Below are 11,917 nucleotides of genomic sequence, written 5' to 3' on the forward strand. Positions count from 1 at the left end.
AGCGGATCCTGTCGTCAGGCGAAGCTCAGGTCGAGGGCCTGTGCACAGCTCTGCAGCGACCGCTGCTCGCTTTGCGCATACAACTCCAGCTCATCCTGCACCTTGAGTCCCAGCGCCTGCTCGAACGCATCGCGGTTGGCATTGCTGCCGTAGTCGTGCGCCTCACCCCCCAGGTTCGACTGGAAAATGCCTGCCGCGCTGACGGGCAAGAAGTCCTCGTACACCAACGCCTCGTAATGCACATGCCCGGCATCGATCAATGCCCGAAGGCTGTCCGGGCGTTCGGCCAGTTCGCGCGCCGCCAGGCCCTTGTCGGTGGCAAAGTAGCGGAAATACGCCAATCCTTGCTCACGCATCTGCGCCAGGTCATCAGGGAACGCTGCGAAGTGTTCCTTCAGCAGCATACTGTAGTGCTCGGCATTGGCCTCGGTCGGCGCGCCGCCCAGGCTCACCCGCGTAGCATCGAGCAGTTGGTCGTACAGCGCCCGGCCCTTGGGCGTCAGCGCCGCGCCGCGCTGTTCGATCTCGCCGAAGCGGGCGGTATGACTGCCACCTGCGCCCGCTTGCTGGTCGCTGAAAGCGACCTTCTCCTGCAGGGCCTTGAAGCTGGTCTGGCGCAGCAGGATCGGATGACGACGGGTAGGCGGGCCTTCGACCACCGCCTTGGGCGGGATGTTCTTGGCCGGCATGCCCTGCTGGATCGCATCGATGTCCAGGGTGCGCGGGGTCAGGTGATTGATGTGCGGGCCCCTGAAAGCCACTACGTCGGCGATCAGGCGGTGCTGGTCATGCAATTGCTGGTACTGCGCGGCGGTCACCGTGGCGTCCTGGTGCCAGCGGAATGTCTGCAAGGCCTCTGCTACGAAGCGCTGTGCATCTGCTGCATTCAGGCCACCCTCGCGCTCGTGCTGGGCGATCAGCTCAAGCGCTGTGGGGGTGAAGATCTGCCGTCTGGCCAGGATCTCGCCGGCCAGATCGCGCAGTTGCGGGTTATCGATCAGCTCCAGGCGCAGCAGCGAGGTGAACACGCGGAACGGGCTGATGTGCAGCGACTGCTCGTGCACCGCGCGAAACGCGGTGGAGTGCACCGGCACACCTGCCGAGCTCAGGTCGTAGTAGCCCACGGGTTGCATGCCCATGACCGCGAAGAGGCGGGCAATGGTCGCGAGCTCTTCGGGGGTGCCGACACGGATGGCGCCGTGACGTTCCTGGTCGAGGCGCTCGATCTCGCCGGTCCAGCGCAGGGCGCGGGCAACTTCCGGTTGCTGGGTCATCACCTGCTGGTTGATCTCGCTCACCAGCTCCAGCAGCGTGCCGTAGAGCGGCACTTCCTGTTTGTACATGAGCGACATGGCGGCAGAGAACTGCGCGCGAATGCTGTCGGGGCTGACGAAATCATGGGCGGGCATCGCTAGCTTCCTGAAGTAAATTGGGACATTTACATGAAAGCGAGGAATGGACTTGCGGCGCAAGCGAAAAAAAGTAGAGGTGTCATTCCTTTTTCTATCAATTATTCGCCCATCTGCAGTTGCTGACCCATCCAGTCGACCAGCGCCCGTACCTTAGGCACCTCTGCCGCATGCTCGGCAAAGGCCACGTAGTGCGCGCCACTGCTGCGCATCGCGTGATCCCACGGCACGATGAGGCTGCCATCGGCCAGTTCCCGCGCCACCAGGTAACGCGGCACCAGCGCCACGCCGCAGCCGGCCTCGGCTGCACTCAGCGCCATGTAGAAGGTGTCGAAGCGCGGCCCGTGATAGCTGTTGGCGGTATGCAGGCCCTGTTCCAGAAACCATTCATGCCAGGCCTCCGGGCGCGACGTACTCTGCATCAATACCAGCTCGGCGACCTCGCTGGCGCTTTGCAGAGCGCGGCCCTGCAGCAGTTCCGGGGCGCACACTGGCACGACCTCTTCGCGGAACAGCTCGATGCAGGCCGCTCCGGGCCATGTCCCCTGGCCGTAGAAGAACACCACGTCCGCTGTTGCCTGGAGCAGGGCGAAGGGCTCCATCTCGTTGCGGATGTCCAGGTGGATGTTCGGGTAGCGCTTGCCAAATCCCTTGAGGTGCGGGATCAGCCAGCGGACACCAAAACTCGGTTGAGTGGCTACCTTCAATACTTCGGTCTGCTCGCCGTACGAGAGGATGTAGCGGCTGGACATGTCGACCTGGGTAAGGATCTTGTTGACCTCGGCCAGGTACAGGGCCCCGGCCGGAGTCAGCTGCAAGCGGCGGCGGATGCGCAGGAACAGGTGATGACGCAGCATGTCCTCCAGCTGCGCGACCTGTTTGCTCACGGCGCTCTGGGTCAGGTGCAACTCTTCGGCGGCGCGGGTGAAGCTCAGGTGGCGGGCTGCGGCCTCGAAGCACTGCAGGGCGGCCATCGACGGAACCAGGCGTTTGGACATGTGAGCTTCTCTTACGAAAGAATCATTACCTGGCGGAATGATATGCGGAATAAAGGTCGTTTGTTGAGCGTTAGTGATCGGATTAATACTGACCCCATCGGGATTTCACTTATTCACACGATGTAGGAGACGAACATGGTTGCGGCATTGCTCGAGCGCCTTGGTGTACCGGCCCAAGCCTTCACCCAGGGTGACTACCCTGTACATACTCCGATCGACGGCAGCCAGATCGCCTCGGTGACACTGGAAGAGAAGGCGAAGGTCGTCGCCCGCATCGAACAGGCCCATCAAGCCTTCGAGGCCTGGCGCACCGTTCCGGCCCCGCGTCGTGGCGAGCTGGTGCGCCTGTTCGGCGAAGTGCTGCGTGCGCACAAGGCCGACCTGGGCGAACTGGTGTCGGTCGAAGCTGGCAAGATCACCCAGGAAGGCCTGGGCGAAGTGCAGGAAATGATCGATATCTGCGACTTCGCCGTCGGCCTGTCGCGTCAGTTGTACGGCCTGACCATCGCCTCCGAGCGTCCTGGCCACCACATGCGTGAAACCTGGCACCCGCTCGGTGTTGTGGGCGTGATCAGCGCCTTCAACTTCCCGGTCGCCGTGTGGGCCTGGAACACCGCCCTGGCACTGGTGACCGGTAACGCTGTGGTGTGGAAACCGTCGGAAAAGACCCCGCTGACCGCACTGGCCTGCCAGGCGCTGTTCGAAAAAGCCCTGAAAACATTCGGCGACGCTCCAGAAGGCTTGGCCCAGCTGGTGATCGGCGGCCGCGAAGCGGGCGAAGCACTGGTCGACGACTCGCGTGTGGCACTCGTCAGCGCCACCGGCAGCACCCGCATGGGCCGTGAAGTGGGCCCGCGGGTGGCCGCGCGCTTTGGCCGCAGCATCCTGGAGCTGGGCGGCAACAACGCCATGATCCTCGCCCCGAGCGCCGATCTGGACCTGGCCGTGCGCGGCATCCTGTTCTCGGCTGTCGGCACCGCCGGCCAGCGCTGCACCACACTGCGCCGCCTGATCGCGCACAGCTCGATCAAGGACGAGGTGGTTGCCCGTGTAAAGGCGGCCTACGCCAAGGTGCGCATCGGTGACCCGCGCAAGGACAACCTGGTCGGCCCGCTGATCGACAAGCAGTCGTTCGACGCCATGCAAGGCGCGCTGGCCAAGGCCCGTGACGAAGGTGGCCAGGTGTTTGGCGGTGAGCGCCAATTGGCTTCAGAGTACCCGAACGCCTACTACGTCTCGCCGGCCATCGCCGAAATGCCTGCGCAGAGCGATGTGGTCCGCCACGAGACCTTCGCGCCGATCCTGTACGTGCTGGCCTACGATGATTTTGAAGAGGCCCTGCGTCTGAACAACGAAGTACCACAAGGCCTGTCTTCGTGCATCTTCACTACCGACCTGCGTGAGGCCGAGCGCTTCCAGAGTGCCTCGGGCAGCGACTGCGGCATTGCCAACGTCAATATCGGCACCAGCGGCGCCGAGATCGGTGGTGCCTTTGGTGGCGAGAAGGAGACCGGTGGCGGTCGTGAGTCCGGCTCCGATGCCTGGAAAGGCTACATGCGTCGCCAGACCAACACGGTCAACTACTCGCGCGAGCTGCCGCTGGCTCAAGGTATCGTGTTTGACTGATTGACGCGTCGTTCCAGTCGCGGCCAGGTCAGGACGCGATTGGGGGCGACACTTTGCTTGGATCTACCTGCTAAAAAGAACAACAGCTGGAGCCGGCCATGCCCGAACTGCGACAAGAATGTCTGTGGGAACACGTTACCAAGCCGTCCATCGCCACCCTGGCGCTCGCCGGTGAGCACAAGGCCGATGTCTGCATCATCGGCGCCGGCATCACTGGCCTTTCGGCAGCCATCCATCTGCTCGAGCAGGGCAAGTCGGTGATCGTGCTTGAGGCCTGGAAGGTCGGGCAGGGTGGATCGGGGCGCAACGTGGGATTGGTCAATGCCGGCACCTGGATACGCCCGGACGATGTCGAAACCACCTTGGGACAGCAGCACGGCAGCCGCTTGAACAAGGTGCTCGGCGAAGCGCCGGGCGAGGTGTTCGCGATGATCGAGCGCTTGGGCATCGACTGCCAGGCGCAGCACAAGGGCACGCTGCACATGGCGCACAATGCCACGGGTCTTGCCGACCTGCAGGCACGCCACGAGCAGTGGAGCCGACGCGGTGCGGACGTCGAGCTGCTCACCGGCGCCCAGTGCCAGGAATATTGCGGCACCGACAAGATTTCCGCCGCGCTGCTCGACCGCCGCGCCGGCACCATCAACCCCATGGCGTACACCCAGGGCCTGGCCGCTGCCGTAGTGCGCCTGGGCGGACGGCTGTTCCAGCAGTCCGCGGTGCAGGGACTGGCGCGCGAGAGTGATGCCTGGCGGGTCAACACCGCCCGCGGATCGGTGAAGGCCGACAAGGTGGTGATCTCCACCGGTGCCTACACCGAGGGTGACTGGAGCAACCTGCAAAAACACTACTTCCGCGGCTACTACTACCAGGTGGCATCGGCGCCATTGTCGGGCGCCGCCGCCGACGCGGTCCTGCCCCATGGCCAAGGCTCGTGGGACACCCGCACCGTGCTCAGCAGCATTCGCCGTGACGACCAGGGCAGGCTGCTGCTGGGAAGCCTGGGCCGCGTCGACAACAAGCCGGCATGGTTCGTGCGCAGTTGGGCCGACCGCATCCAGAGCCACTACTTCCCGAAATTGGGCAAGGTCGAGTGGCAGATGCACTGGACCGGTTGCATCGACTTTACCCCCGATCACCTCATGCGCCTGTTCGAGCCGGCGCCTGGGCTGGTCGCGGTGACCGGCTACAATGGTCGCGGCAATACCACGGGCACGGTGATCGGCAAGGCCTTCGCCGAGTTCCTGCTCAAGGACGACCCGGACACGCTGCCGGTACCGTTCTCGCCGATGAAGGTGGTCAGCAGGACGTCGCTGCGCACGGCGTTCTACGAGTCGGGCTTCTCGCTGTATCACGTCGGGCAGTGCTTGCGCGTAGTGCTCTAGAGCCAGGGGCCGATTCGTGTCGCAAGGCCCCCAGCCTCCAACGCTATTCCCTGCCTGAATCCATCGTTCATAAAATGGAACGCTAAAGCTGAATTTTGCTATCTAGTGCGACAAAGGTGTTGGTTTTAATCTTTACTCATCAACGCGAAACACCCACTTGATGAAAACGACCTCACCTTCAGGAGCACTGACATGACCAACTTCAAATACAACCGCCTCGACGTCAACAACGCCGCTGTCCTGCTGGTCGACCACCAGGCTGGCCTGCTGTCCCTGGTTCGCGACATCGAGCCGGACCGCTTCAAGAACAACGTGCTGGCCCTGGCGGACCTCGCCAAGTTCTTCAAACTGCCGACCATCCTCACCACCAGCTTTGAAAGCGGCCCCAACGGCCCGCTGGTGCCAGAGCTCAAGGCACTGTTCCCGGACGCGCCCTACATCGCTCGTCCTGGCCAGATCAACGCCTGGGACAACGAAGACTTCGTCAAGGCAGTCAAGGCGACCGGCAAGAAGCAGTTGATCATCGCCGGGGTGGTGACTGAAGTATGCGTGGCGTTCCCGGCACTGGCGGCCCTGGAGGAAGAGTTCGAGGTCTTCGTGGTCACGGACGCCTCCGGCACCTTCAACGAGATGACCCGCGACGCCGCCCACAGCCGCATGATCGCCGCCGGTGCGCAGATGATGACCTGGTTCGGCGTGGCCTGTGAGCTGCACCGCGACTGGCGCAACGATGTCGAGGGCCTGGCGGCGCTGTGCTCGAACCACATCCCTGACTACCGCAACCTGATGACCAGCTACAACGCTCTGACCACTGGCCGCTGATTCCAGCGCACACAGCACAACCGTCCAATCCAGCGCCTGCCCACTGCTGCACAGTGGGCACTGGCCAGCTCCGGCTCCAGGGAAAGCAGATGAACACCAGCCCCCAAGACAACCGCAACGTAGTGACGTTGGTCATCCAGCACAAAGTGCGTCCCCAGGCGCTCGGCGAATACGAGCAGTGGCTCAAGCGCACGGTGCATGCCGCTCGCCAGCAGCCGGGCCATCTGGATGTGAACGTGATCCGCCCGGACGACGGCGGCCGCCACTTCACTTCGGTCGTACGGTTCGTCGATGCGGGGCAGTTGCAGGCCTGGGTCAACTCTGCCGAGCGTCAGTCCCTGGTAACGGAAGTGTTGCCGCTGCTGGAAGACGGGGACCATACCCAGGTGCACAACGACCCCGAGTTCTGGTTCACCCCGCCCGACAACAGTGCGCCGCCACCGCCGCGCTGGAAACAAGCGGTGCTGACGTACCTGGTCATCTGCCCCATGACGCTGGTGATCCCCCACCTGCTGGGCCCGCTGTTCGCGCGTTTCCCGCTGTTGGGCGGGATGCCGGCCAGCAATCTCATCGTCAACCTGTTCGTCATCCTTCCCGTGGTGTTCTTCATCATGCCCTGGCTGACGCGCCGCTGTGCCAACTGGCTACGCGCCTGACCCGGCCCGGCCGTGACCTAGAATCAGAATTCCCATTTTTTCAGGAGATACCGAGATGAGCACCTTCGTCACCCCCGATGGCACCTCGATCTATTACAAGGACTGGGGCAGCGGCAAGCCCGTACTGTTCAGCCACGGCTGGCCACTGGACGCCGACATGTGGGACGTGCAGATGGAGTTCCTGGCCAGCCGCGGCTACCGCGCCATCGCCTTCGACCGCCGCGGTTTCGGCCGATCGAGCCAGCCCTGGAGTGGCTACGACTACGATACCTTCGCCGATGACATCGCCCAGCTGATCGAACACCTCGACCTGCGCAACATCACTTTGGTGGGGTTCTCGATGGGCGGCGGTGACGTCAGCCGCTACATCGCCAGGCATGGCAGCGAGCGAGTTGCCGGGCTGGTGTTGCTGGGCGCGGTAACGCCCGTGTTCGGCAAGCGTGAGGACAACCCCGAGGGGGTAGACACGTCGGTCTTCGAGGGTATCAAGGCCGGCCTGCTTGCCGACCGGGCGCAGTTCATCGCCGATTTCTCGACTCCGTTCTATGGACTCAACCATGGCCAGAACGTGTCCCAGGGCATCCAGACCCAGACCTTGAACATCGCCCTGATGGCGTCTCTCAAGGCCACGGTGGACTGCGTGACTGCTTTCTCCGAGACCGATTTCCGCCCGGACATGGCCAAGATCGATGTGCCTACCCTGGTAATTCATGGCGATGACGACCAGATCGTCCCGTTCGAGACCACGGGCAAGAAGGCAGCGGAGCTGATCCGTGGCGCCGAGTTGAAAGTGTACAGCGGTGCGCCGCATGGCTTCGCGGTCACCCATGCGCAGCAGTTGAACCAGGACCTGCTCGCGTTTCTGGAGCAGTGATCATGAGCCAGGATCCCAACGGCAAGAGCCGTCGTGAGTTCCTGGCCGCCAGCACGGTGCTCGGCGCCGCTGGTGCGCTCTGGTCAGCCCTGCCTTTCACCGGCGCCGCCGGTTCCGCCCACGCATCCACCCAAGGACGTTCCATGACCGCCGACCTCATCCTGTTCAACGGCCGCCTGCACACCGTCGACCGCGAGAAGCCCAACGCCAGCGCCGTCGCCATCAAGGATGGACGTTTTCTCGCCGTCGGCACCGATGCCGAGGCCATGGCCCACCGCAGCGACGCGACCCAGGTCATCGACCTCAAGCAGCGCACCGTGATCCCGGGCCTGAACGACTCGCACCTGCACCTGATCCGCGGTGGCCTGAACTACAACCTGGAACTGCGCTGGGAGGGCGTGCCATCGGTGGCCGATGCCCTGCGCATGCTCAAGGACCAGGCCGCACGCACGCCGACCCCGCAGTGGGTGCGCGTAGTCGGTGGCTGGAACGAATTCCAGTTCGCCGAAAAGCGCATGCCGACCCTGGAAGAAATCAACCAGGCTGCCCCCGATACCCCGGTATTCCTGCTGCACCTGTATGACCGCGCGCTGCTCAACCGCGCTGCGCTCAAGGCCGTCGGCTACGACAAGACCACGCCGAACCCGCCGGGCGGCGAGATCCAGCGCGACAAGTTAGGCAACCCGACTGGCATGCTGATCGCCCGTCCCAACGCGATGATCCTCTACGCCACCTTGGCCAAAGGGCCGAAGCTGCCGCTGGAGTACCAGGTCAACTCCACCCGCCAGTTCATGCGTGAGCTGAACCGCCTGGGCCTGACCAGCGCCATCGACGCCGGCGGCGGCTACCAGAACTTCCCCGACGACTACTCGGTGATCCAGGAACTGGCAGACAACAACCAGCTGACCGTGCGCATCGCCTACAACCTGTTTACACAAAAACCCAAGGAAGAGCTGGACGACTTCCGCAAGTGGACCTCCAGCGTCAAGCTGCACAGCGGTACTGACTTCCTGCGCCACAACGGCGCCGGCGAAATGCTGGTGTTCTCCGCCGCCGACTTCGAAGACTTCCTCGAGCCGCGTCCGGACCTGCCGCAGACCATGGAAGAAGAGCTGGAGCCGGTGGTGCGCCACCTGGTGGAACAGCGCTGGCCGTTCCGCCTGCACGCCACTTACAACGAATCGATCACGCGCATGCTAGACGTGTTCGAGAAGGTCAATCGCGACATCCCGTTCAATGGCCTGCCCTGGTTCTTCGACCACGCCGAAACCATCACTCCCGAGAACATCGAGCGCGTGCGCGCCCTGGGCGGCGGTATCGCCATCCAGGACCGCATGGCCTTCCAGGGTGAGTACTTCGTCGACCGTTACGGCGCCAAGGCCGCCGAGCAGACCCCGCCGGTCAAGCGCATGCTCGAAATGGGCGTGCCGGTGGGCGCCGGTACCGATGCCACCCGCGTGTCCAGCTACAACCCGTGGACTTCGCTGTACTGGCTGGTCAGCGGCAAGACGGTCGGTGGCATGGAGCTGTATCCGCAAGGCCTGGACCGCGACACCGCGCTGCAGCTGTTCACCCAGGGCAGTGCCTGGTTCTCGAGCGAGCAGGGCAAGAAGGGTCAGATCAAGGTAGGCCAGCTTGCCGACCTGGCGGCGCTGTCACTGGACTTCTTCAGTGTCGAGGAAGAAGCGATCAAGGGCATCGAGTCGGTGCTGACCATCGTCGATGGCAAGGTGGTGTATGCAGCGGGCGAGTTCGATCGCCTCGGCCCGCCGCAGGTGCCGGTACTTCCCGAGTGGTCCCCCGTGGCCAAGGTGCCCGGGCACTGGCGCGTGGGCACGCCGTCGCTGGCAGCGGCCGTGCACCAGTGCTCGGGGCCGTGCGGGGTGCATGCGCACAGCCATGAGAAAGCGCGCCATTCCAGCGTCCCGGTCAGTGATTTCCAGGGGTTCTGGGGGACGATGGGCTGTTCCTGCTTTGCGTTCTGACTGACGCAGGGGACGTCTAAACCTCTTGCCCGGTTTCATCGGGCAAGGGCACTCCTACAGGTGCCGCGCTGATATGGCGTAAGACAAATCTGAATCTCACATCAAAAGCTTTAGCGCTGATTACCTTCGGAAGTATCCTACAGCCGCTTCGGAAGCTTCCGTCTTGGCAGGGAAATACCACAGGGTTAACGTCGCCGGGTCGCCATTTTTGGCGATCGGGTGTGAGAAGCCCGAGCACGTCCAGACAAGTTTCCATTTATGGCAGCCGCGCGCGAGCAGACTTCGGTCTGGCCGTGCTTGCTCTGGACACGGTCTTCTCACCTCGCGTTCGGCTGCCACCCTATCTGTGAGAAGGAAGGGTGTGTTGCTCCCAACAGCCACATCTGGAGTTCCACAATGAAAAAGATCGTCCCCGATCCACCCGCAAACCTCATCACCACCCCCTACTTCTCCATCCACTCCGAGATGATCCCCCCAGACGCCCTGGCCCACGCCAGCGAGCTTTTGCGTGGCGTCGAAGACACCCTTGACCAGTACCGCCGCGGCCATGCAGCGGAACCTCGCCTGAACATGCTGGCCAACGTGCTGCACTCGACCGAGATGGCCCGAGTGCTCGTCGAGCATGCCCTGCAGAAGATGTGATCAAGGAGTAACGGAATGACCAACGCCGCAATCACCTGCACGACCGTAGGCGAGACAAACTTCCTCGAGCTGTTTTGCATCCAGCCCGGTATCCCGTTCGATCGCGCCTTCGACGAATTGTCGGTGCTGCTCGGCTGCATCCGGCACCTGACCTTCGAAGCCGAGATGGAAAAGGACGCCATCGCAATCAGCTCCGCCCATTACCTGAGCGCATTCGCCAAGGCGCTCATCAACGACATGGAGCTCGCCCGACAGCGGAGTCGCTGAGTCAGTACCGGTCTTCGCGGCGGTTCAGCTTCACCGGGCAACGCGGCTCGGCTTCATCGGGCAATGCGGATGTAGGAGCGGCCTTGTGCCGGGACGCCGGACCGCGCGAAAGGGCCGCGCAGCGGCCCCAAAATCGCAAGGCCGATGCATCTTCATCAGGGTGAAGCCAGTCATCCCCTCCACTTTCGTGCTGCTAACATTTCCGCGTACCGGCGAGGGCTACGCCCTCGTTTCGCGCGGTCCGGCGTACCGGCACAAGGCCGCTCCTATACGGGCTTGCGCCTCGGTGCTCCTTTTTCCCATAGGCGCGACGGCCTTCAGGCCATGTCGCTGACCGTGAATTCCTCCGCCAGGTGGTCGATCAGCGAGCGTACCGAGGGCAGCAGGCCACGGCGCGAGGGGAAGATCGCATGGACGATACCGCAACGGGGATGCCAACCCGGCAGCAATTCCACCAACCGTCCTGACGCCAGGTCCTCGCGCACCGCGACGCGCGGCAGGTGCGCGATGCCTACGCCCGCGATGACGAAGTGGCGCAAGGCGAACAGGTCGTCGGTGACCATGCGTGGCGTATGCGGGATCACGATGCTGGTGCTCATGTCCTCACCCTGGAACAGCTCCCAGTGGTATTCACGTTGGGCGCCACCCCAGTGCACGCTGGGCAGTTGGCCAAGCTGGCGCGGCTCGAAGCCTTCGGGTAGCTGTGCAAGCAGCGACGGCTCGCCAACCAGGCACTGGGTACTGTTGCTCAGCACCTTCATCACCATGTCGGTATTTTCCAGCGGCGGGAAGCGTACGCGCAGTGCCACGTCGAAGCCTTCGTGCAGCAGATCGACACGGCGGTTGGTGCTCTCGATGAACAGCTCTACCCGCGGATACTTGAGCATGTAGCGGGTCAGCATCGCTCCGACCCAGGCGTTGAGCAGGGTCGTGGGGCAACTGATGCGCACCAGGCCCCGCGGCTCGCTGAGGTTGCGCTCGATGATCTCGGCCGCGCCTTCCGCCTCCACCCGCATGGCCAGGCAACGCTGGTAATAGGACTGGCCGATCTCGGTCAGCGAACAGTGCCGGCTGGTGCGGTGCAGCAGGCGCACGCCAAGCCGCTCCTCGAGCTCCGCGATGCGCCGGCTCAGCTTGGACTTGGGCATGTTCAGCGCTCGGCCTGCCGGGGCGAAGCCGCCGTGCTCCACCACCTGGGTAAAGAAGTAGAGGGAATTGAGGTCTTCCAACGAATCGTTCTCCAAATGGAACGC

11 protein-coding genes are annotated in these 11,917 nt (G+C 63.5%); 8 read left to right on the plus strand and 3 right to left on the minus strand.

Annotation, left to right across the window (positions count from 1 at the left end):
- Positions 1-14: 14 nt before the first annotated feature.
- Both hglS and AC0ZZU_RS01150 read right to left on the minus strand, forming a co-directional pair.
- Positions 15-1,409, minus strand: a complete 1,395-nt coding sequence (gene hglS, locus AC0ZZU_RS01145) for a 2-oxoadipate dioxygenase/decarboxylase HglS (RefSeq protein ID WP_476338387.1) — start codon at positions 1,407-1,409, stop codon at positions 15-17.
- Between the two features lie 101 nt (positions 1,410-1,510).
- Positions 1,511-2,407, minus strand: coding sequence for a LysR family transcriptional regulator (locus AC0ZZU_RS01150; RefSeq protein ID WP_476338388.1), 897 nt, complete (start codon positions 2,405-2,407; stop codon positions 1,511-1,513).
- A gap of 135 nt (positions 2,408-2,542) precedes the next feature.
- On the opposite strand from AC0ZZU_RS01150, the gene amaB reads away from it, so the two are divergent.
- The 8 genes from amaB to AC0ZZU_RS01190 all read left to right on the plus strand — a co-directional run bounded on the left by amaB (position 2,543) and on the right by AC0ZZU_RS01190 (position 10,664).
- Positions 2,543-4,033, plus strand: coding sequence for an L-piperidine-6-carboxylate dehydrogenase (gene amaB / locus AC0ZZU_RS01155; protein ID WP_476338389.1), 1,491 nt, complete (start codon positions 2,543-2,545; stop codon positions 4,031-4,033).
- Between the two features lie 98 nt (positions 4,034-4,131).
- Positions 4,132-5,418, plus strand: coding sequence for an L-pipecolate oxidase (amaA, locus tag AC0ZZU_RS01160; protein WP_476338391.1), 1,287 nt, complete (start codon positions 4,132-4,134; stop codon positions 5,416-5,418).
- Positions 5,419-5,610: 192 nt separating this feature from the next.
- The gene (gene ycaC / locus AC0ZZU_RS01165) at positions 5,611-6,240 is read left to right on the plus strand and encodes an isochorismate family cysteine hydrolase YcaC (protein WP_476338393.1); all 630 of its coding nucleotides are present in this window, start codon (positions 5,611-5,613) and stop codon (positions 6,238-6,240) included.
- A gap of 89 nt (positions 6,241-6,329) precedes the next feature.
- Positions 6,330-6,896 (plus strand): antibiotic biosynthesis monooxygenase, encoded by a 567-nt coding sequence (locus AC0ZZU_RS01170; RefSeq protein WP_476338395.1) that lies wholly within the window; start codon positions 6,330-6,332, stop codon positions 6,894-6,896.
- A gap of 55 nt (positions 6,897-6,951) precedes the next feature.
- Complete coding sequence (locus AC0ZZU_RS01175; RefSeq protein WP_476338397.1) at positions 6,952-7,770, plus strand: alpha/beta fold hydrolase; 819 nt, start codon at positions 6,952-6,954, stop codon at positions 7,768-7,770.
- A 143-nt stretch (positions 7,771-7,913) separates the two neighbouring features.
- Positions 7,914-9,755 (plus strand): amidohydrolase, encoded by a 1,842-nt coding sequence (locus tag AC0ZZU_RS01180; protein ID WP_476339099.1) that lies wholly within the window; start codon positions 7,914-7,916, stop codon positions 9,753-9,755.
- A gap of 396 nt (positions 9,756-10,151) precedes the next feature.
- Positions 10,152-10,397, plus strand: coding sequence for a hypothetical protein (locus AC0ZZU_RS01185; protein WP_476338398.1), 246 nt, complete (start codon positions 10,152-10,154; stop codon positions 10,395-10,397).
- Between the two features lie 15 nt (positions 10,398-10,412).
- Positions 10,413-10,664 (plus strand): DUF3077 domain-containing protein, encoded by a 252-nt coding sequence (locus AC0ZZU_RS01190; RefSeq protein ID WP_476338399.1) that lies wholly within the window; start codon positions 10,413-10,415, stop codon positions 10,662-10,664.
- Positions 10,665-10,981: 317 nt separating this feature from the next.
- On the opposite strand, the gene AC0ZZU_RS01195 is transcribed toward AC0ZZU_RS01190, so the two are convergent.
- Positions 10,982-11,893 (minus strand): LysR substrate-binding domain-containing protein, encoded by a 912-nt coding sequence (locus AC0ZZU_RS01195; RefSeq protein ID WP_476338401.1) that lies wholly within the window; start codon positions 11,891-11,893, stop codon positions 10,982-10,984.
- Between the last annotated feature and the right edge of the window lie 24 nt (positions 11,894-11,917).

The organism is Pseudomonas sp. JE3303 (genome assembly GCF_056312565.1).

What these genes read in the sequence shown, in the direction of transcription:
- hglS (WP_476338387.1), bottom strand. Translation starts at nt 1,409, where the DNA reads ATGCCCGCCCATGATTTCGTCAGCCCCGACAGCATTCGCGCGCAGTTC.
- AC0ZZU_RS01150 (WP_476338388.1), bottom strand. Translation starts at nt 2,407, where the DNA reads ATGTCCAAACGCCTGGTTCCGTCGATGGCCGCCCTGCAGTGCTTCGAG.
- amaB (WP_476338389.1), top strand. Translation starts at nt 2,543, where the DNA reads ATGGTTGCGGCATTGCTCGAGCGCCTTGGTGTACCGGCCCAAGCCTTC.
- amaA (WP_476338391.1), top strand. Translation starts at nt 4,132, where the DNA reads ATGCCCGAACTGCGACAAGAATGTCTGTGGGAACACGTTACCAAGCCG.
- ycaC (WP_476338393.1), top strand. Translation starts at nt 5,611, where the DNA reads ATGACCAACTTCAAATACAACCGCCTCGACGTCAACAACGCCGCTGTC.
- AC0ZZU_RS01170 (WP_476338395.1), top strand. Translation starts at nt 6,330, where the DNA reads ATGAACACCAGCCCCCAAGACAACCGCAACGTAGTGACGTTGGTCATC.
- AC0ZZU_RS01175 (WP_476338397.1), top strand. Translation starts at nt 6,952, where the DNA reads ATGAGCACCTTCGTCACCCCCGATGGCACCTCGATCTATTACAAGGAC.
- AC0ZZU_RS01180 (WP_476339099.1), top strand. Translation starts at nt 7,914, where the DNA reads ATGACCGCCGACCTCATCCTGTTCAACGGCCGCCTGCACACCGTCGAC.
- AC0ZZU_RS01185 (WP_476338398.1), top strand. Translation starts at nt 10,152, where the DNA reads ATGAAAAAGATCGTCCCCGATCCACCCGCAAACCTCATCACCACCCCC.
- AC0ZZU_RS01190 (WP_476338399.1), top strand. Translation starts at nt 10,413, where the DNA reads ATGACCAACGCCGCAATCACCTGCACGACCGTAGGCGAGACAAACTTC.